14 protein-coding genes and 1 pseudogene are annotated in these 19,833 nt (G+C 60.8%); 10 read left to right on the top strand and 5 right to left on the bottom strand.

Annotated elements, in window-relative coordinates; genetic code table 11:
* Positions 1–10 precede the first annotated feature (10 nt).
* The 3 genes from IB238_RS13995 to IB238_RS14005 all read left to right on the top strand — a co-directional run bounded on the left by IB238_RS13995 (position 11) and on the right by IB238_RS14005 (position 4,555).
* Positions 11–2,242, top strand: coding sequence for a hypothetical protein (locus IB238_RS13995; protein ID WP_192247826.1), 2,232 nt, complete (start codon positions 11–13; stop codon positions 2,240–2,242).
* Complete coding sequence (locus IB238_RS14000) at positions 2,239–3,558, top strand: glycosyltransferase family 4 protein (protein WP_192247169.1); 1,320 nt, start codon at positions 2,239–2,241, stop codon at positions 3,556–3,558. Before IB238_RS13995 ends, IB238_RS14000 begins: the two co-directional genes overlap by 4 nt.
* Positions 3,559–3,667: 109 nt before the next feature.
* On the top strand, positions 3,668–4,555 hold the full coding sequence (locus IB238_RS14005) for a UTP--glucose-1-phosphate uridylyltransferase (protein WP_192247171.1): 888 nt from the start codon (positions 3,668–3,670) through the stop codon (positions 4,553–4,555).
* A gap of 142 nt (positions 4,556–4,697) precedes the next feature.
* Here IB238_RS14005 and IB238_RS14010 read toward each other — a convergent pair whose 3' ends face one another.
* The 3 genes and pseudogenes from IB238_RS14010 to IB238_RS14015 form a co-directional block, all read right to left on the bottom strand.
* The gene (locus IB238_RS14010; RefSeq protein WP_192247173.1) at positions 4,698–5,654 is read right to left on the bottom strand and encodes a hypothetical protein; all 957 of its coding nucleotides are present in this window, start codon (positions 5,652–5,654) and stop codon (positions 4,698–4,700) included.
* Positions 5,655–5,843: 189 nt separating this feature from the next.
* Positions 5,844–6,020: pseudogene (locus IB238_RS24595) on the bottom strand (alpha/beta hydrolase); the annotation flags it as partial.
* Positions 5,965–6,900: a LysR family transcriptional regulator gene (locus IB238_RS14015; RefSeq protein ID WP_192247175.1), complete on the bottom strand. Its 936-nt coding sequence runs from the start codon at positions 6,898–6,900 to the stop codon at positions 5,965–5,967. The pseudogene IB238_RS24595 and the gene IB238_RS14015, both read right to left, overlap by 56 nt.
* Positions 6,901–6,996: 96 nt before the next feature.
* Here IB238_RS14015 and IB238_RS14020 point away from each other — a divergent pair, with 96 nt between their 5' ends.
* The 5 genes from IB238_RS14020 (at position 6,997) to IB238_RS14040 (ending at position 14,269) form a co-directional block, all read left to right on the top strand.
* Entirely contained in the window at positions 6,997–8,019 is a 1,023-nt protein-coding gene (locus IB238_RS14020; protein WP_192247177.1) for an agmatine deiminase family protein, read from the top strand.
* Positions 8,016–9,122, top strand: a complete 1,107-nt coding sequence (locus tag IB238_RS14025; RefSeq protein ID WP_210333491.1) for an agmatine deiminase family protein — start codon at positions 8,016–8,018, stop codon at positions 9,120–9,122. The genes IB238_RS14020 and IB238_RS14025 overlap by 4 nt, the downstream gene beginning before the upstream one ends.
* Before the next feature lie 28 nt (positions 9,123–9,150).
* Positions 9,151–10,236: an extracellular solute-binding protein gene (locus IB238_RS14030; RefSeq protein WP_192247179.1), complete on the top strand. Its 1,086-nt coding sequence runs from the start codon at positions 9,151–9,153 to the stop codon at positions 10,234–10,236.
* A 77-nt stretch (positions 10,237–10,313) separates the two neighbouring features.
* On the top strand, positions 10,314–12,314 hold the full coding sequence (locus tag IB238_RS14035; RefSeq protein ID WP_192247181.1) for an amidase: 2,001 nt from the start codon (positions 10,314–10,316) through the stop codon (positions 12,312–12,314).
* A 644-nt stretch (positions 12,315–12,958) separates the two neighbouring features.
* Positions 12,959–14,269 (top strand): alpha/beta fold hydrolase, encoded by a 1,311-nt coding sequence (locus IB238_RS14040; RefSeq protein WP_192247183.1) that lies wholly within the window; start codon positions 12,959–12,961, stop codon positions 14,267–14,269.
* An 84-nt stretch (positions 14,270–14,353) separates the two neighbouring features.
* On the opposite strand, the gene IB238_RS14045 is transcribed toward IB238_RS14040, so the two are convergent.
* Positions 14,354–15,757 (bottom strand): MFS transporter, encoded by a 1,404-nt coding sequence (locus IB238_RS14045; protein ID WP_192247185.1) that lies wholly within the window; start codon positions 15,755–15,757, stop codon positions 14,354–14,356.
* Positions 15,758–15,829: 72 nt separating this feature from the next.
* Here IB238_RS14045 and IB238_RS14050 point away from each other — a divergent pair, with 72 nt between their 5' ends.
* Positions 15,830–16,246: a helix-turn-helix domain-containing protein gene (locus IB238_RS14050; protein WP_192247187.1), complete on the top strand. Its 417-nt coding sequence runs from the start codon at positions 15,830–15,832 to the stop codon at positions 16,244–16,246.
* A gap of 321 nt (positions 16,247–16,567) precedes the next feature.
* On the opposite strand, the gene IB238_RS14055 is transcribed toward IB238_RS14050, so the two are convergent.
* Positions 16,568–17,419 (bottom strand): ferritin family protein, encoded by an 852-nt coding sequence (locus IB238_RS14055; protein WP_192247189.1) that lies wholly within the window; start codon positions 17,417–17,419, stop codon positions 16,568–16,570.
* Between the two features lie 181 nt (positions 17,420–17,600).
* Here IB238_RS14055 and IB238_RS14060 point away from each other — a divergent pair, with 181 nt between their 5' ends.
* Positions 17,601–19,811, top strand: a complete 2,211-nt coding sequence (locus IB238_RS14060) for a NosR/NirI family protein (RefSeq protein WP_246723664.1) — start codon at positions 17,601–17,603, stop codon at positions 19,809–19,811.
* The last annotated feature ends 22 nt before the right edge of the window (positions 19,812–19,833 follow it).

The following is a 19,833-nucleotide window of genomic DNA, read 5'->3' on the forward strand; positions in this document are numbered from 1 at the left end:
GCGTACCGTGCTGGTTACAGGACAGTCCCCCGCAGCAGCCTCTCACCCCTCAGCCGGCAAGGATCGTCCGAGCAGAACGCTGCGGCCGGGACGGGTTGTCGGCTGCCCGATAGACGAAAATACCCTCCTCATTGTCGGCCTCGGACGGCTCGTGGCCGGCGATGTGCCCGTGGAATTTGATGGGGAACAGGCGGAAACCGCATTTGTCTCGAACTGGCGGTTGGCTACGCCTTTGCCACCAGCCACGCACGGGTTCGCCGCGCTCCTGACGATTGACCATGCGGATCGATCTCTGACGAAGATACGGTTCGGCGAGGGGCCAGCGAGCGCACGTTATGTCTTTGCTCCGCGCCCCGCCTCCATCGACCAGGCGGCCGTTCTCGTTGCCGAGTCCGGAGGTGCCGAGGCGGCCCCCGCCATCGAAAGGCTCGTAGACGTTTTGATGTCCGGCGACGTCAGCCTGCGGAAGATCCAGGCCGCCGCCACGCTGCTGCAGACTGCCGGAGCAAGCGACGGCTTCGTCGAATTGATCGGCGAAAACCAAGACGGTGCGACGTTCCTGCAGGGCTGGTGCCACAGCATGACGCCTGGGCGCTACCGGGTGTCCCTGGTTGGCAACGGGACACCGGTGATCGCCGAATGCGGCATCGCCAGTTTTCCCCGAACGGACGCTCCCGATGGCGCCTCGGGATTTGTCGGTCTTATCGATCCCAACGAGGCTGTCCGAGCGCAGGACTTCGAGGGGCTGGTCTTCAAGGGACGCCCCGGTTGGCGGCACCTGGCCGTCCATCCGCGAAGGCGTGTGGTCGGCCCGATGGAAACGCCCGAGCATATCCGGTCGATCCTGTTACGCACCCAGAGCGCGCCGGACGTCCTCCTGTCTCTGCGCTCCGCAGCAAATAGCTTCGACGGTAAGGAAACCGTCTCCAGCCTGCCGTACCCCGTCCGCATGGGAATTGATGACGCCTATGAGGCCGACGGCGGCAATCTCCTCATTTCAGGCTGGATGCTTGACCCTGACGAGCGTGTCGCGGCCGTGAGGCTGCGTCGACTCGGTGCCGCGGTTCGTCTCGATGAACGCTGGACACGCCTCGAACGCCCTGATGTCTCGGATAGTTTCAGCGACGAGCAGCAGTTCACATCGGCTCTTCGAGGCGGACACCATACCCATGGATTCGTAGTCCACGCAAAGTTGCCGGGTGGGGATGATGCGGCCACTCCCCTTTATCTGGAACTGATGCTTCGCGATTCGCGCCGTGCGTTCCTGCCCGTAAAGCCAACTCGGGTTACGTCCCGTTCGGCAGCATTGCGCCAGATCGGTTCCATCGATCCTGCGAACTGGGCATTGTCGGCGATCGTCGACACACAAATCGTGCCGTTTCTCAGCGAATCCGGAAGGTCGGCGCCGGTCGTCGATACAGTCCTCGACACCGGCTCCTTCTATCAGGACAGGAGCCCACCGATCGTCATCGGTGCCGGCGAGAGCGAGGAGGACATTTCCCCATTGCTGGCCCTGCTGGCGCTCGATCCTGAGACCCGGCGCGCGCCGATCGTAATCGCCATGCCTGCCGAGCGCTTTCAAAGACAGGCCGCCTGCCTTGGTGAACTCGTGCGGTTCTATCGCCTTTCGGCCAGGCTGGTATCAGTAACGGGAACAGGCGACGCCTACGACCTGCTCGAAGCCGGCGCGCAGGCAGTCTCGTCCGAAACGATCGTGTTGTTGTCCGCCTCGCTCGTTCCGCACGGCGCGGGTTGGTACGGCAAGCTCGTGGCCACGGAGAAGACCCTGAGAGGAAGCATCGTCTCCCCCGTTCTCGCCTACGAGGACCACTCCATTCGCTGGGCAGGGACCTTTACCGATGACGACAACAGCAACCAACCAGTCGTCGGCCGCTATGCCGGATATCCGCTCAAAGCCGTTACCGGGATGGAGTTGACCCGCATTGCAGCCGCCTCGCTCGAGTGCTGCATCATGCCCCGCGACGCCCTGATACGCGCGGGCGGCTTTTCCGGCGGCTATCTGGGTGCACAGGAAAAGGGGCTGGATTTTGGCCTCCGTCTTAGCCGGTCTGGCATCGACGCCTATTTGCTGCCATCGGTGCAGATGTGGGGCTGCGACGACGCGCCCAACCCGGATGCTCCGGCGATGGCAGCCCTGGTGGAAGAGATCGATCGAAAGATCTTCAAGCGCCAATGGTCGCCTGCCCTCCCCCTTGAAAAGCCGGAGAAGAGATCGGTATGAACGAACAGCTTCGCGTCCTCGTCGTGTCGCATGCGCACCCAACCGTCTCGCTCGGCGGAGCGGAAATCGCATCGCACAACCTCCATCGCGGCCTGAATGAATTGCCGAACGTGGAATCGGTCTATCTGGCCCGCGTCGGCCATCCCGTGCCGCGACATGCCGCGTCCGCGCTGATGAGCCTTCGCCTAGCCGATGACGAGGTGCTGTTCCACACGGATGACTACGACCACTTTTTCCTGTCCAACGGAGACACGCAGGCGATAAGCCGGGACCTGTTGCGCCTTGCTCGCGATCTCAGGCCTCATGTGGTGCATTTCCATCATGTACTCGGCCTCGGACTCGAAGCGCTTTATGCGCTCAGAGAGGCGTTGCCGCACGCGGCCATGCTCGTCACGTTCCACGAATACCTGTCGATCTGCCACAATCACGGGCAGATGGTGAAGCGGCCCTCCGGCCAACTCTGCGAGACCGCCTCGCCCACCGCCTGCCACGGCTGCTTTCCCGACATCCCGGTCTCGCGCTTCTTGAAGCGGGAGTTACTGGCGCGCGGAATGCTAGGCCTGGCCGATGCTTTCGTTTCCCCCAGCCAGTTTCTGGCGGACCGCTACGCCAAATGGGGCATCGAAGAGCAGAAGCTCAGCGTGATCGAAAACGGGATCGCCGTAGAAGCTGCTGCGCCCGCACGAGAGTTGCAAGGCAGTAAGCCGCGCCGCAACCGCTTTGCCTATTTCGGCCAGATGACGCCGTTCAAGGGCGTCGACGTCCTCATCGACGCCGTTGCGCGCATCCCGAAAGAGATTTGGGGCGAAGATTCCTGCTTGATGATCTTCGGCGGCAATCTCGAGCGGCAACCGATCGAGTTCCAGGAACGGATGAAGAAGCTTATCGCTGACGCCGGCCGCCGCGTCCGCTTCTACGGCGCATACCAGAATGCGGACATGCCACGACTGATGCGCTCGGTCGACTGGGTGGTCCTGCCGTCCGTCTGGTGGGAAAACTCGCCCGTCGTGATCCAGGAGGCGCTGCTCCATGGCAGGCCAATGATCTGCTCCGACATCGGCGGAATGGCCGAGAAAGTGCGCGACGGAAAGGACGGCCTGCACTTTCGCGCGGGCAGCAGCCAGGACTTGGCGGACCGTATCGTTGAGGTCTTGGGCGATACCCGGTCCTGGGATCGGCTGCGCGCGTCCATGCGACGCCCCAGCGACCATGTTGGCTGCGCGCGCGAACACGTCACGCTCTATCGCAGGCTGCTGCGCCAGAAGCTCGATGCCGCCATGGCGGAGAGCCCTGTGCTTCTCTCACACTCGCTTTAACGATGTTCGTCTTGAGGAACGCTGAAACAGCTTCGAACAAGAGACGATCGATGCAACCAAACCTTGAGAAGACCGTTCGCAAGGTCGCATGAAACTGGAGGCTACCTACATGCATACGAAAGTCCGCAAGGCCATCATCCCCGCCGCCGGCTTTGGAACGAGAATGCTGCCGGCAACCAAGAGCGTTCCCAAGGAATTGCTGCCGATCGTAGACAGGCCAATCCTCGACTACATCGTCGCGGAGGCCTTCGCCTCCGGGATCGAGCATGTCGTCATCGTCACCGGACGCATGAAGGGCGCAATCGAAGACTATTTCGATCACGCCTTTGAGATCGACGTCTGCCTGCGCAATGCCGGCAAGCATGTTCTGGCCGACCGAATGGCGCAGTATACGCCGGGTACGGGCAGCATCTCCTTTGTTCGCCAGCAGCAGGCGCGCGGCCTGGGGCACGCGGTGTGGACGGCGCGCCAGATCGTCGGCGACGAGCCGTTTGCCGTCCTGCTCCCCGACATGCTGATGGTCGACGACGAACCCTGCCTCAAGTCAATGATGAACCTCCATGACCGCCATGGCGGCAACATCATCGCCGTCGAGAAATGCGCGCCCGAGGAGGCCCATAAATTCGGCATCGTATCCCTGAAGCCGACGGGTGATGGGCCGCTGGTGACGGGCCTGGTGGAGAAGCCTGCCCCGGGCACTGCCCCTAGCAACCTGTTCATTTCCGGGCGCTACATCCTGCAGCCCGAGATCTTCGACCTGCTGGAGAACCAGTCACCCGGTGCGGGCGGCGAAGTTCAGCTCACCGATGCCATGATCGCACTCATGAAAACGCAAGAAATCAGGCCGTTGGAGTTCCTCGGCCGCACTTTCGATTGCGGCTCGCCGGCCGGCTTCGTGAGTGCCAACTTGCACATGGCAATTGCCCGCGCCGACCTTGGCGCCTGCTTCAATGTGGAGATCGAAACCCTCGCCGCGGCACGGCGCGCGGTCGCCTGAGCCCAGCAGTCCCATCTACTGCCGTGCGCATCATTCTCCCGAAACCGACACCCGGTTTCGGGAGATTTATATTGATCAGGAGGCCTAGCCCTGACGATGATCCGCTAACTAAGAGCGCCACGTTGTCGGGGTGACATTCAGATCACGAAGGAACGCCAGCATCTGCTCCACGGTTGCGCGCGATCCGGCCGTCCAGTTCGGCTATCCGGTGGGCGAGGCCAGGATCGCCTGGCTTGTACGACATGGCGTCCGCCAGCATAGTCCGCGCCGTCGCAAGCTCGCCGTCACGGATGTGGCGGTTGGCACGATGGTATAGGAAGTTTGCCCGCTCGACCGGAGAGAAATCCGCGCCAAAGTGCGCATGAAATCGGTCGGCCCAAGCAAGATGGCGGGCGATAGCCGCCACAGAAATCTGATAAGGTCGCATTGGTGCCGCAACTCGCGCTGCGCGCGTTAGTGCGCGCAGCCCCGGAAGATCGTTCTGGCGGCATGCCTCGATCAGCGATAGCGCCCGCGCCGTCCCGGTGAAGGCTCTGACTGTGCCATGGCCCGTCATGTGGACCGGCACAAGATGTGTCCTCTCCTGCAACGCCGCGATCCGCTCTGCGTGCCGGCGATCGGCGGCGTGGAATGGATCGAAGAAGAGATAGGCACGGCCGGCGGCGTGGTCAGGCGCAATCCCCATATTGGCATGGAGGTCGGGCGAGAAATGGCGCGTAAATCTGCCGTCGAAAGGAACGCTCTTCGGGTTAATCGAGACCTGCGGACAAAATGCGATGGCAACGGTGGCGTCGAAGCGCCGGCGGTAGCGCAGCGCCGCGTAGCCGCCCTGCGAGTGTCCGTAAAGGATCCGCTCGGGTGCAGCGCGGAGGATCGGCGCGACCGCCTCGACCGCCTTGACGACACTCGTCGCCGGGAACCAGTTTGGACGTCGACTGATGAAGCCAAGCGCAGCGATGTCCGCCTTTTCGCAGAGCCTCTGCCCCCAGAAGCGGCTGCCGTTGGCCTGCATTTCCATCTCGTTAAAGGTGACAAGAAGATAGGAAGACGATCCTGTACGATGTATTACTTCCAAATTCTCATCGAAAAAGACGCGCATGCAGCCACTCGATAATAAAACTCAGGCTTAATTTACTTCAATATTTGAAGACAATTTCCTCATACATAAGTATGATAGAGATATTTCATCGAAATCAACCCCTGCCCCACCATTCGCCTCAAAAAGGCGTCTGGCACGTTGAAAGACGGAAAGCATATTGAACTGCATTCCTGCGGCCTTCTTCAGCAAGGCCTGTGGCGCTTCCTGCGGCAGATTGTAGCCGATGCCGCCGGTAATCAGCCGGTGTCATCTTGCCCGAAAATTTTTTGGCATAGGCGGGGCTCCGGATGCGGTGCACCGTTGGCATCCCTCAAGCGTGATCGTCGGCACGGCGATGAGCGGGAATTTGGCGAGCCTCTCCTCCAGAAGCGGGCACCTGGGCAGACAACCAATGCCAAGCATCGAGCACGTCGGCGTCCTTCAATTTCCTTTCGCTCGAAACGACATACCAAGCACGACCGGAGTCGAGGGCCTCGTCAAACAACCGCGTCAACACCCCGGCCTTGATCGCAGCGTCTGCCAGAAGACAACTGGCCAGCGCGACTCCTTGTCCGAGTTCTGCTGCGGCCAGGGCAATATCGCGGTCGCTGAAATTCGTGCCCTTCCATGTTGTGTCAGCGTCAACGCCCGTATGCCCCAGCCATTCAGCCCAACCAACCGGGCCTTCGTCGTGGATGAGCTCTGCATTGAGAAGATCGGCGGGCTCCCGGAGCATCCGCGCAAGCGCCGGCTGAGCGACAGGTGAAAGACAGTCGGTGCCGATCATGAAGCTTTCACAACCAGTCGGCGGCTCGAAAGCGTGTATGATGGCGATATCCACCTCCATCGTCTCGAAATCGACGCGCGCGCCGTTGGTGTCCAGCCAAGGTTCACAGGCGGGCACAGCCGTCTTCAGTCCCGGCAAACGCGGCAGGAGCCAGCGCCGCGTGAAATCTTGCGGCGCATAGATGACGACGCTGCCGGGCTTGCGATAGGGCTCCAGCCGTCTGTACCCATCCTCCATCATTTCCAGGCAGCCTCGCACCGTCCGATGATAGTCGCGCCCTGCATCTGTGAGGCGCACTTCCCGGCCGATACGCAGGAACAGCGGCTGGCCGATCTGCGCCTCAAGCAACCGCATCTGATGGCTGATGGCCGATTGCGTCAGGCCAACTTCCTCCGCGGCGCGGCTGAAGCTCTCAAGCCGCGCCGCGGCTTCGAACCCCTTGAGGAACTGGGTCGGCGGAATGTGGCGGAATTTAACCATACATGAATTCCATTCATCTTTAGTGGGAATGCTTCTCGTTTGTATTGGCACTCTGTTGGAACAACAATGAGCGCCATAGATGAATAGGAGTCAATCATGGACACGAAGATGCGGCCGCAACCGCAGGTGAAGCTGCGCCGGCCGGGTGAGTTCGAACCTCATGCCAAGACATGGATGGCCTGGCCCCACCGGCACGATCTCTATGGCGAGCGCCTGCCGGACATGCAGCAGGCCTATGCCGATGTCGCTGCGGCGATCGCACAATTCGAGCCCGTCAGCATGGTGGTCCATCCCGATCACACAGAGAGTGCCAAGGCGCAGCTCGGCCACGACATCGGGATCGTCGCCCTGCCGATCGACGATTGCTGGATCCGCGATTCCGGACCGACTTTCCTGAAGCGATCGGATGGGGGACTTACCGGCGTTTCCTGGCGCTTCAATGCCTGGGGTCGCAAGCATGAACCATTCGATGCCGACGATGCCCTGGCCGCCCGCGTACTGGCCCATGAGGGTGGGGAAATATTCCGGTCGTTTATCCATTGTGAGGGCGGCTCGCTTGCCTGCGATGGGGACGGCACGCTGATCGCCACCGAGACCAGCCTGCTCCACCCGAACCGCAATCCGGGCCTCTCGAAAGCCTGGGTAGAACAGGAGCTTCTGCGGATGCTTGGCCTCGAAAAGGTGGTCTGGCTGCCGGGCGACCCGCTGGATCTCGAGACCGACGGCCATGTCGATGGCATGTGCTGCTTCGTGCGTCCCGGCGTCGTAATGTTCGAATACAATCCCGACCCGACCGACCTGCACGGACGCATTCTCGCCGACAACTTGGCCGCCCTCAACAGCCAGACGGATGCACGCGGCCGCCGCTTCGAGGTCATCCCCATACCCGAGGCCTACGACGTCGCGGCAACCAGCGAGATCTTTGCCCGCTCCTACATCAACTTCGCACTCACCAACGGGGGCGTCGTGATGCCAACCTTCGGGCGCCCTTCCGGCGATGAGGCGAAGGCGGCAGTCGCCCGCGCGTTTCCGGACCGTCGTATTGTGACGGTCGATATGGGTGCCGTCGTTCCGGCCGGCGGGGCGATTCACTGCATCACGCAGGAGCAGCCGTTGTGACCGCGCGACAAGCCGCACTGACACGTCGCGGCTTCATACTGGCAGCCGCAAGCCTGGCGCTCCTGCCGGCTGCGCGCAGCCGCGCCGACGAGGAGGACATATGGATGGCGACAGTTCCCGCCGAAGCCGAACCGCATGCGAGAACGTGGATGGCCTGGCCGAGCACGCCGGACTTCTATGGCGGTCCCGGCGCCTACTTTGAAAGCGTGCAGGAAACGTTGGGCCGGCTGGCGGCAGCCATCGCCGAAAACGAGCCCGTTTCAATGGCCGCTCCGGCAGACCAGCATGCGCTGGCTGCCCGTCTCTGCGGCCCCAAGGTCGAACTCGTCGGCATCCCGACGGACGACATGTGGGCGCGGGACAGTGCACCAGTTTTTGTTCGCAAGGAGGAAGGGAGCATCGCAGCCGTCGATTTCGGCTTCAATGGTTGGGGCGGCAAGCAGGCCCATGGTCGCGACAGCAAGCTTGCCGCGCGGATTGCTGAAATGGCCGGCATTGAACGCCACGTGACGGGCCTATGCGGCGAAGGGGGCGGCCTTGAATACGACGGTGACGGCACGCTTTTGCTCACCGAAAGCTGCTGGGTGAACGACAATCGCAATCCCGGCATGGAGAAAGCGGAAATCGAACGCCTTCTCAAGGTAGCGCTCGGTGTTGAGACCGTCATCTGGGTGCCCGGCGTACGCGGTCTCGATATCACCGACGGGCATATCGACGGCTCGTTCCGCTTCGTGGAGCCCGGCCTTGTCATCGCCAGCAGCTATCCCGGCGACCTATCGGAATGGGCGCGCGCCCACGAAGAGGCGCTCGCCATCCTCGCAAGGGCGCGTGATGCGCGCGGCCGTTCGCTCGAGGTTGTCTCCATTCCCGCGGCCACCGAGGTTCGCTCGACAAGCGACGATTTCCTGTCGAGCTACGCGAACTACTATGTCGGCAACGGTGCGCTCTACACGCCGCAATTCGGCGACCGCAAGGCGGATGCCCTAGCCCTGGATGTCCTCGGACGGCTGCATCCCGGCCGCCGCATCGTCCAGCTCGACGTCGACCGCATCTATGAAAACGGCGGCGGTATCCACTGTGTCACGCAACAACAACCCGAATGACACCCGCTATCAGAAACGGAGAATGACGATGAAACGCTGGTTAGCGCTTGCGACGGCATGCCTTCTCACGACACCCGCATGGGCGGAGGAGAAGATGCTCTACCTCTACTCCTGGGAGTCCTATTTCAGTGCCCAGTCGATTGCTGCCTTCGAGAAGGAAACGGGCATCAAGGTCTCCTACGACCTGTTCGATTCCAACGACATCGTCGAAACCAAAATGTTGATAGGGAAGTCGGGCTACGACCTCATCACCGTAAACCTCTCCCCCCATTTCCAGCGCCAGCTGTCAGTGGGTATATGGTCGACGCTGGACCGCGACCAGCTTTCCAACCTGGGCAACATCGATCCCGCCGTCCTGAAGCGCGGCGCCAGCGTCGATACTGACAATGCCCATAACGTACCCTGGATGTGGGGCACGACCGGCGTCGGTTACAATGTCGAGCAGGTTCAGGCGATCATGCCCGATGCTCCCGTCGATTCTTTGCGTATGGTCTTTGATCCGGAGGTTGTTGCCAAGTTCGCCTCGTGCGGCGTCGGAATGCTCGACGATTCAGAGCAGGTGCTTGGCCTCGCCTTGATCTATTTGGGGCTCAATCCCGATACGACCGACAAGGATGAACTCGAAAAGGCAGTGGAGGTGGTCGCCAAGGTTCGCCCCTATGTGCGCAAGTTCCACAACTCAAGCTATGTCAACGACCTTGCCGACGGTGATCTCTGCGTCGCCATCGGCTTTTCCGGCGACATGCTGATTGCAAGCAGCCGGGCGAAGGAGGCCGGCAAATCCTACGCCATCACCTACCGCCTTTCGAAGGAGGGCAATCTGGTCTGGGCCGACGTGCTCGCCATTCCAACCGATGCGCCGCATCCAGAAGCCGCCCACGCCTTCATCGATTTCTTCATGCGCCCTGAAATTGCCGCCGCGGCCGCTCGGGAAACCGGATTCTCCACAGCCAACAAGGCCGCCCTGCCCCTGCTTGACGACAGCCTGCGGTCAAACCCCAACCTCTACCCATCTGCCGAAGCACAGAAGCGGTTGCACCTGCCGAAAGCACTGGACCAGAAGGCCCTGAAGGTTTGGACGCAAGCCTGGGATCGCGCGAAGGGATTGCGGTAGACGACGCCGTCAGCTACCGCAAACGCAAGCATGGCTGGCGGCAAGCATTGCGTCAGCACTCATGCAGGAGGGCACCGATGAAGGTTGTTGAAACCTCGATTGGAGAATTGCGCGACGCGCTTCGAACAGGTCAAACGACCAGCGTCGGCCTGGTCGCGGCCTATCTCAACCGCATTGCGTACTACGATCGGCACGGGATCGCCCTCAATGCCGTGCCGGTGCTCAATCCCGACATGTTCGCTGAAGCCCGTGCTTCGGACCTGCGGCGCGCGCGCGGCGAAAGCATCGGCCCGCTTGACGGCATCCCCTATACCGCCAAGGACAGCTACAAGGTGAAGGGGATGAGCGTCGCCTCCGGTTCGCCCGCTTTTGCCGATCTGATTGCGACGGAGGACGCCTTTGCGATTTCCCGTCTGCGGGCGGCGGGGGCCGTGTTGATCGGGCTGACGAACATGCCGCCGATGGCCAATGGCGGGATGCAGCGCGGCGTCTATGGGCGTGCGGAATCGCCCTACAATGCCGATTGGCTGACCGCGGCCTTCGGTTCTGGTTCCTCCAACGGATCCGGGACCGCGACCGCCGCGAGTTTCGCAGCGTTCGGGCTTGGGGAGGAGACCTGGTCGAGCGGGCGCGCGCCCGCTGCCAATAACGGCCTCTGCGCCTATACGCCGAGCCGCGGCGTCATCTCCGTACGCGGCAATTGGCCACTCGTACCGACCATGGACGTCGTGGTGCCGCACACTCGCTCGATGGCTGACATGCTGGACTTGCTCGATACTATCGTGGCGGACGATCCGGAAAGCCGCGGCGATCTTTGGCGTCGCCAGGCCTGGGTGCAGATCCCGAAAGCGTCCGATATCCGGCCACAGTCCTATGTCGCGATCGCCCGAACGGCGAGCCTTGCGGGCAAACGGTTCGGCCTGCCGGCGATGTATATCAATGTCGATGCCGAGGCGGGAACCGGTGCGCAGGTCGGGATCGGCGGCGCGACCGGCCAGCGGATCGACACCCGAGCCTCGATGGTCGCGCTTTGCGCGGCGGCACGAGCCGCGCTCGAGGCGGCAGGGGCCGAGGTCGTGGTCACCGATTTTCCGGTCGTTAGCAATTACGAGGGGGATCGTCCGGACGCGCCTACCATTGCGACCCGCGGCCTCGTCAGCCCGGACTATCTTCATCACGAGATCGTGGATTTGTCCGCCTGGGCCTGGGACGATTTTCTGGCCGCCAATGCCGACCCTACCTTACGGCGTCTTACCAACGTCGACGGGAGCCGCATATTCCCCGCGCCGGAAGGCAGCCTGCCCGACCGCTACCACGGGTTCGACGACCATATCGCCGACTACCCCGCCCATCTGCGCGACCATCCCATCGCATCGTTTGACGAGATACCGGGCCTTGCCGAGGGGTTTCAGGGGCTCGAGGAGACCCGGCGCGTCGATCTCGAAGCCTGGATGGACCGATTGGGGCTCGATGCGGTGATCTTCCCAGCCGTTGCCGATATTGGCCCGGCGGATGCCGACGTGAACCCCGCCTCCGCCGATCTCGCCTGGCGAAACGGTACCTGGGTCGCCAACGGCAACTTGGCGATCCGCCATCTGGGCATTCCGACGGTGACCGTTCCGATGGGGATGCTTTCCGATATCGGCATGCCGGCGGGGCTGACCTTCGCTGGCCGGGCCTGGGAAGATGCAGCGCTGCTTGCCTATGCCTGCGCTTTCGAGAAGTCCGGAAGCTACCGCGAAACACCGCGCCGAACGCCCGAACTTCCGGAGCTGCCCGATGGTGCCGTCGCGGACCTCGCCGAAATTCCGACGCTGCATCTCGAGGCGTCGCTTACGCCCGCTGGCCATGGGCGCCAGCGTCTTTCTATACAGGCACAAAGCCAGACCCCGCTCCTCTGGATAACCGTAAACGGCCAGCCAGTCACGTTTCGGCAGGAGGGGACGCAAATCAGTGCGAGCCTCGATCTGGCGGAGAACACTCATGTTCACAGCGAGTGGCGCAGACCCTATGGGCATATCGTGATCGCCTGCGCACGCGGCACCGCCGCCTATGCCATCGTCGGTGGCACCGCCTGATCGGCGGAGGGGCCTGTCCGAAAATTCATATTTACCATTGCGAAAACCGGAGCGGCAGATGCCGCCCTCTACGATCGGTAGGTGAGCTTTTGCAATCAAGCGAAAGCTATTCTCCCGGGAGCGAGGCTGACTTCCTATTTTTCCCTCCGTGAAACCCCTCGGCGGGGAACTGTCAGGCAGTTTGCTCGTTGAAGGTTGGGTACAACGGAGGCCAAGATGACTGATTCACTGAAAGATTTGAGCATCGAAGAAACAAAATAGCTCGATCGCTTGTCCGATGGCCGGATTCATGTCGTACCAACCCTGATGGCTGAACGGCTGGCATCGCTCGGCCTGGTCGAGCAGATCCCAGCTGAATCGGAGGAGATCGCGTTAGAACTAGACGTGCTATCCTTGGGGACCTGAATCAGCGGCGAGGGGTTGAAGCTACTGGAAGCCGAAGCGTAGTCCTAAAATTTCAGGGGTTACGGGAGGACTCCCGAAAATCCCCCCCAGATTCCGCCCCTCAGAACCAATTCGTCACTCCCTTGGCGCGGTTCGACGCATGGGGCTGAAAACCACTCACGAACAAAACAAGAGCTATTCAAATAAATCGGGCCACCGTTGCGTCCTGCTCTTCAAGTGCAGAATCCGAGGGAATTATCATGCTACGTGTTTTTACTTTGATGTTGGTTTCGTGCCTGACTTATGCCTTTCCGGCGGAAGCCAAGGATCTGGCGCGCCGCCCTTTCTTGGGCATCGCCATGAAGACGGTCGAAAGCGACGAAATCAGCGGTGGGCCTACCGTGCAAATTGATCGTGTGATCGAGAACTCAAGCGCGTCTGTCGCGGATCTGCGTTCCGGCGATATGGTTGTATCAATGGACGGCAGAAAGATTGGCTCACAAGAAGACGTCATTGCGACAATAAAGCCGAAACGCGCGGGGGATGTTCTCAAAATAAGCTTCCTGCGCGACGGTCATCCAGTTTCGAAAGAAGTCCCTTTGATTGGCCTCCCTCTGGAAAAGTCGAGCGATTTTGAAACGATCTACGAGGCCGTGATAGTGGACGGTACCAAGAGGCGCACCATCACCACACGTCCGCGAGAGGCGACACGGTTTCCCGCCGTCCTGTTTGTCGGGGGCATCGGTTGTTACAGCATGGAGTCTCCACTCGATGACCAGGAAGTCTATCGTCAACTGCTTTCATCGTTGACGCGGCAAGGCTTTGTGACCATGCGGGTCGAAAAGAGTGGCATGGGTGACAGTGAAGGCCCGCCTTGTGCGACGGTTGATCTGGATGCAGAAACGCGTGGTTACATCGCAGGCCTGAATGAATTGAAGAACAAGCCCTATGTTGATCCCGACAGGGTTTTCATCGTCGGACACAGCATTGGCGGAATCGTGGGACCTCTCGTAGCAGCACAAGTCCCGGTCAGAGGTATCGTTGCGATGGAGACGGTCGGGACGACATGGTTCGAGTACGAATTGATCAACCGCAGACGCCAACTGAGACTGGCCGGCACCGCACCGGAAGTGTTGGGTCGCCAAATGCAGGTCAAGCAGTGGTGTATGCATCGTCTTCTCATAGAACGAGAAGCGAGAGAAGAGATCGTTCAGCGTCGGCCAGAATGTAAAGAGGAGTTACAAATCCCCACCGCGGATGCCTATCTGCAACAGATCGCCGCGCTCGATTTGCCGGGGCTATGGGCCAACTTGAAAATTGACGCTTTGCTTATTTACGGGAGCGCGGATTACCTCACCAGCACGGAAGAACATCTCGCAATTGCCGAGGTGGTCAATGTAGAGAGACCAGCCTCCGCAACGTTCATCGAGATCAGCGACCTCGATCACTACATGACGCGCGTTGAGAGCCAAAGAGAGAGTTTTGACCGCAAACACTCTGATCGTCCGGCCGCTTACCACGACGGGCTGGGAACGACGATCGGACGTTGGTTGAAGGACAGGCTTGGTTAAGGTTGGGACATTCGTCACGTTGACCTTTCCCTTGCGACCCGCGACGAGCCACAAGAAGACGAATGCCTTCCTTAGCGCTGTTAGTTATCCGCCCTCGCTTGGCTTCCAGTCCGCATCCTTGGATGACACTGCCAGTGCGAGTACCGAGGCGAAAAGGGTGGCGGCTGAAGCGACCAAAAACGTCGTCGTGAACGCGTCGCCGATGACGTCGGGCGAAACTTTCGTGATCTCTTCCGAACCAACGGCGGCGGCGAACAAGGTCGCCATGACGGAGGCTCCTGTCATGAAGCCCAGGTTCCTGGACAACCCGAGAAGTCCGGAAAGCAAACCCCGTTGCCCCTCCGCAGCCGGCAGTAGCAGGGCCGTGCTATTCGCCGCCAGAAAGAGCTGAAAGCCTGGCGTCAGGACCATAAGGGCGGCAATGTAGCCGATGACGCCAAGAAACCTCGGTAGAAGCGCCAGGCAGGCGAGACCGAAGACGATCTCAATCAGGCCCGCGGCCAGCACGAGGTGTACGCCAAATCGATCCGTCATGCGTCCTGCGACAACACCCGTCAACGCCGCGGTTGCAGGCCCAACCGCCATGACCAGCCCGACGATTACATCGCTTAGTCCCAATGCGAATGAAAGGAACAATGGCCCAACCACCAAGATCGACATCATTGCGGTGGACACGAGAAGATTTGCGACCAATGCCGCGGCAGTTGACCGGTTTCGCAACGTCGAGAGCGGCATAAGCGGAGCGTTTGATCGGGATTCCACGATCAGGAAGGCCGTCAACATCAGAACCGTCGCCGAAAGTAACGCCGCAGCGCCCCAAGAGGGGGTAACCTTTCCACCAGCCGTAGCCAGTGCGTACAGGGTCAGTGTGACGGCCAGGAAGCCGGCTCCTGGCCAATCGAACCGTCCTCCTGCGCCGCCTGCTCGCGCAGGCAGCGCTGGAATGAACCGGACGCCGAGGCCAAACACCAGAAAGCTGAGTACCGCCAGTCCTCCGAACGCAGCTCGCCAGCCAAACTCCGAAATCAACATGCCGCCCAATGAAGGGCCAAGCGCGGTTCCGATCGCCGACATCGTACCAAGCAGGCCCAACGCCGAGCCTGTCCGTTCCTTCGCTACCGTTTCCCGGACAATCGAAAGGGGCAGTGCCACGAGAGCCGCGCCGCCGACTCCCTGCAGCGCTCGCCCTGCAATCAGCGCGACGAGTGTCGGTGCGGCAACGCAGACCATGGACGCGAGAGCGAATACGGCGGTTCCCGCGAGCAGTATGCAACGATGGCCGAACAGGTCGCCGAGACGGCCGACCAATACGATCGTGATGGTTGTCGAGACCAGATAGGCGAGGACGAGCCACTGAATACCGGCTATCGGCGCTGCGAACTCACGGGAGAGCGCCGGGAGCATGACGGTGGCGATGCTTACGCCGAGTGACGCAAGCAAGGTCGCTCCCGCAAGCGCCGTTAGCACGTGGGATGATCTTTGCAGCATGGATGTCGGCTCCTCTTGTCTGGATTTCGAGTCACCGTTACGCTGCCACTTCAAGTCAACTTGAGGTCAAGTATGAAAATCTTCGACATTGGAGTGCTCTCAGAGAGGAGCGGCGTCCCGCCATCAACATTGCGTTATTATGAGGAGATCGGCTTGATTGAGTCGATCGGCCGTCGGGGGCTGCGACGACAGTTCGGAAGCGAAGCCCTAACCCAGTTGGCCCTGATATCGCTTGGAAAGACCGCGGGTTTCTCGCTTGACGAGATTAAGGGAATGTTCGGCAAAGGGGGCGTCCCCGACGTTCCTCGCGCGGCTATCCACGCCCGTGCCGAGGCACTCGATGCGCAAATCCGAAGAATGACCGCGCTCAGAAATGCACTTCGTCACGTAGCTGAGTGCCCGGCCGAAACGCACATGGATTGCCCCAAGTTCCGCAGACTTCTTATTGTGGCGTCTAAATCCTCTCTGCGCACGAAGGGCGGGAACTGAGACGCAAAAATATTCTGACGGGACGGTCTAGGTGGCCCTTGCAAGCTCATTGCTCGCGAGGAGGCTCCCCCAGATGGATGCAGGCATTACCTTCAGTGCGCCAAGAGAGCAGTCGTCGACCTTCGTCCACTTTGCGCCATGTGTAGACGGCTCCGGGTTGGCAAGAGTTTTTTGACTTGCTGCACATCGCTGGTCGGAGCTGATGCCGGCGGAGGAGCCGTCCACAGCTTCAATAGCGGTCGTCGCATGCAGTCCTGAAAGGGCCGCCAAACGGTAGCTTTGGACGGCAAACCAGTATATGCCCCGGCAACAGGCGATGGATCATGCCGACGGCTGGCGATGTCGTAGCACCCGAAGACAGTGAATTATCTCCGCCGCGAACTCGCGGGCACGTCCGGCTTCCTTTTCGTCCATAGCACGATCTCCGATGTCGAGGTAGCAATCAGCCAGGAATTCGCAGAGCGGTAGCGCGCTTTCGACCGCCTTTTGGGTCGCCATCCCCGGGCGCGGAGTGGTAAGAAGCGGGTGTTCCCGCATCGATTTCGACCTCAGGTCGGCTTCTTTTGAAAGAGCCAGAAGGTCGCCTTCGTCCACCGTTGATAGTTCCGCCATCGATTTCAGGTGCCGCGACAATCTCTGCTCAAGGATCGGCAAATCGCCTTCATCGACTGCAAGAGCCTGGTCCCGTTCCCGATGAAATGCCCGTCGTCGCTCGCGTCTCAATGTGGCTACGTGACCGAGTTCCTCCCGGGCCATTCGTTCGGCCGCGTCTCTAATGTCGCCCGACCTTGCATGGGCCGAGACGTATGACCAGAACACGAACGCACGTTCCTCGTTGCGAACGGCAATTGAGAAAGCGCGGTAGGCGCTCAGCATCTCGGGAGCCACTTTTCCCGCTCCCTCGTCATCGAACAAGTGTTCCGGAGGATGAGCGGGAACCGAGCGTGGTTTGTGTCCAAGCGCTTTCTCCCATTCAGCCACCTTGCTCAAGTGCCCCCGCTCCTCGGCGACCAGCACGTCGAACACTGCCGCAAGCTCGGGATGCCCCAATTCCGTCATCCTAAGACCGAGGGCGATGTAGCCATCTATCGCTTCCTGCTCCATGGCACCCGCAAGCGCCAGAAGCTCGTCCAATGCCGCCAGATGCCATGGATCGGAGGTGTTTGCCGACATACCTGTTCACTCCTGCCAGGTTTTCCTCTTACCCGGATATCGACTGTCAGAGACTCGTACGTTTTTCTATCGAGGAGTTGTCTTTAGTCAAAGTCAGGATACATTCTGCTCTCGGGACCGCAATCCAAGAGCTAGCGCAATGAACTTTTCAAAGAGAGTTCGGTGGGCATGGTTTGCAAGCATGCTCGTGCTTGCGCTCGTCGGCCTCTCGTTCGCAACGGCCGCATTTGCAGCTGGGCAGCTTCCCACCTTTCTTGAAAGCGTCCAGCCAGACGAGCTTTTCGAAGGTGCCGACCGCTTCGGCGACCCCGTGGGGGACCCCCCCATCGCGCCGGTCTATCGAGGTGATGACCTGCTTGGGTATGTCTACCTCAATTCCGATTTCACAAGTTCGGTCGGCTATTCCGGCAAGCCCATACACATCGCGGTTGGCATCGATCCGTCCGGCATCATCAAGGGCTTCAAGCTCCTGGAACACCACGAGCCGATCGTCCTGATCGGAATTCCTCAGGCCAAAGTCGTCGCCGCCTTGAACTCGATCATCGGCAAAGACCTTGGAAAGGTCGCCTCCGGGGCTGAACGCCCGCCGGAGGTGGATATCGTCAGTGGAGCGACCGTCACGGTTCTCGTCATGGGCGACAGCGTCGTTCGCTCCGCCGTCAGCCTCATCAGGAGCAACCGTCTGGGTGGAGGCCAGCCAGGCGGCGGTCAGCAGCTCCCCGACGTCAAAACCCTCGACCTTTCGAAAGACCAGGCGAGCGACTGGCAGACCCTCCTCGGAGACGGCTCTGTCCGGAGCCTGCGGCTGACAGTTGGCGAGGTGTCGAAGGCCTTTCAAGAGGCCGGGCACCCCGAAGCGGCTTCGCACCCGGAAACCGCAAACCCAGAAGACCGTTTCATCGATCTGTACATTGCCCCGGTGAACGTGCCAGTGATCGGCAAGACCCTGCTTGGCGACGTCGCGTATCAGCGCCTCGCCGACAAGCTCAAGCCGGGCCAGTCCGCGATCCTGGTCGCCGGGGACGGCACATATTCCTTCAAAGGCTCCGGCTATGTCCGCGGCGGTATTTTCGATCGCATCGAATTGCTGCAGGGCGGACAGGGCCTGCGGTTTCGCGATCGCGACCATACGAGGATCGCCGCTCTCGCGCCGTCGGACGCACCGCGCCTGCGGGAGATCGCGCTGTTCGTGGTGCCGCCGGAATTTGCCTTCGAGGTGACCGAGCCGTGGGAGCTGGAAATGCTCGTGCAACGCAGCAGCACGGGCGCACGCGACAAATCGGTTATCCCGTTTACGATCGGTTACACGCTTCCATCCGGCTACTACACCGTTACCAAGGCGGAGGTGCCGGCGACGCCGGCGGCCCAGGCACCGCAAGTCGCCTCCCCCCAGGCTAGCGATCCGAAGTTGACGCCGGACGAACAGCCGTTGTGGAAGCGCATGTGGGAGATGAACAGCGTCGAGATCGCGATCACCGTCGCAGCGCTCCTCGTCCTGACGGCCATCTTCTTCTTCCAGGACTGGCTGGTTAAACGACCGAGATTTTTCGGCTGGCTTCGCACCGGATATCTCGTTTTTACCCTCGTCTGGCTCGGTTGGTATGCAAACGCGCAGCTGTCGGTCGTTAACGTCCTCACCTTCACGAACGCGCTGGTGACCAATTTCAGTTGGGAGTTTTTCCTAGCGGCACCGTTGATTTTCATCCTTTGGGCGGCAGTGGCAGCCGGCCTGCTGTTCTGGGGGCGCGGTCCGTTCTGCGGATGGCTCTGCCCGTTTGGCGCTTTGCAGGAACTGCTGAGCATTGTTGCCAAGCGGTTGAAGGTGCCGCAGGTAACAATTCCCTGGGGACTTCACGAGCGCCTTTGGCCAGTCAAATACATAATCTTCCTCGGGCTCTTCGGCATGTCCTTCTATTCGATGGCCTATGCGGAAATGCTGTCCGAGGTCGAGCCGTTCAAGACCGCGATCATCCTTAAATTCATCCGTGACTGGCCATTCGTTGTCTTCGCTTTGGTGCTCCTCGGAGCAAGTCTTTTCATCGAGCGGTTTTATTGCCGTTATCTCTGCCCGCTGGGGGCCGCGCTTGCCATTCCCGGCCGCATTCGCACGTTCGAATGGTTGAAGCGTTGGCCCGAATGCGGCTCTCCCTGTCAGCGCTGCGCGAAGGAATGTCCGGTGCAAGCGATACACCCGGAGGGTCCCATCAACGTCAACGAGTGCATCTACTGCATGCATTGCCAAGAGCTCTACCATGACGACCACCGCTGTCCGCACATGATCCAGGTGCGGCTCAAGCGCGAAAAGTTCATGGCGCTGTCGACGCCGGATTCGAGAGGAGAAAAGAAACCACCGAAGACGCTCCTCACTCATAACGGAGAACCGGTCAAATAGGCACGCGACGAATGCGGGCCGC

This window comes from Rhizobium sp. ARZ01, from assembly GCF_014851675.1.
Classification (GTDB): Bacteria; Pseudomonadota; Alphaproteobacteria; order Rhizobiales; family Rhizobiaceae; genus Mycoplana.

Coding starts and splice junctions, on each gene's coding strand:
- IB238_RS14050 (WP_192247187.1), top strand. CDS start 15,830: ATGAAAATCTTCGACATTGGAGTGCTCTCAGAGAGGAGCGGCGTCCCG.
- IB238_RS14020 (WP_192247177.1), top strand. CDS start 6,997: ATGGACACGAAGATGCGGCCGCAACCGCAGGTGAAGCTGCGCCGGCCG.
- IB238_RS14015 (WP_192247175.1), bottom strand. CDS start 6,900: ATGGTTAAATTCCGCCACATTCCGCCGACCCAGTTCCTCAAGGGGTTC.
- IB238_RS14030 (WP_192247179.1), top strand. CDS start 9,151: ATGAAACGCTGGTTAGCGCTTGCGACGGCATGCCTTCTCACGACACCC.
- IB238_RS14040 (WP_192247183.1), top strand. CDS start 12,959: ATGCTACGTGTTTTTACTTTGATGTTGGTTTCGTGCCTGACTTATGCC.
- IB238_RS14045 (WP_192247185.1), bottom strand. CDS start 15,757: ATGCTGCAAAGATCATCCCACGTGCTAACGGCGCTTGCGGGAGCGACC.
- IB238_RS14035 (WP_192247181.1), top strand. CDS start 10,314: ATGAAGGTTGTTGAAACCTCGATTGGAGAATTGCGCGACGCGCTTCGA.
- IB238_RS14060 (WP_246723664.1), top strand. CDS start 17,601: ATGCTCGTGCTTGCGCTCGTCGGCCTCTCGTTCGCAACGGCCGCATTT.
- IB238_RS14005 (WP_192247171.1), top strand. CDS start 3,668: ATGCATACGAAAGTCCGCAAGGCCATCATCCCCGCCGCCGGCTTTGGA.
- IB238_RS14055 (WP_192247189.1), bottom strand. CDS start 17,419: ATGTCGGCAAACACCTCCGATCCATGGCATCTGGCGGCATTGGACGAG.
- IB238_RS14000 (WP_192247169.1), top strand. CDS start 2,239: ATGAACGAACAGCTTCGCGTCCTCGTCGTGTCGCATGCGCACCCAACC.
- IB238_RS14010 (WP_192247173.1), bottom strand. CDS start 5,654: ATGCGCGTCTTTTTCGATGAGAATTTGGAAGTAATACATCGTACAGGA.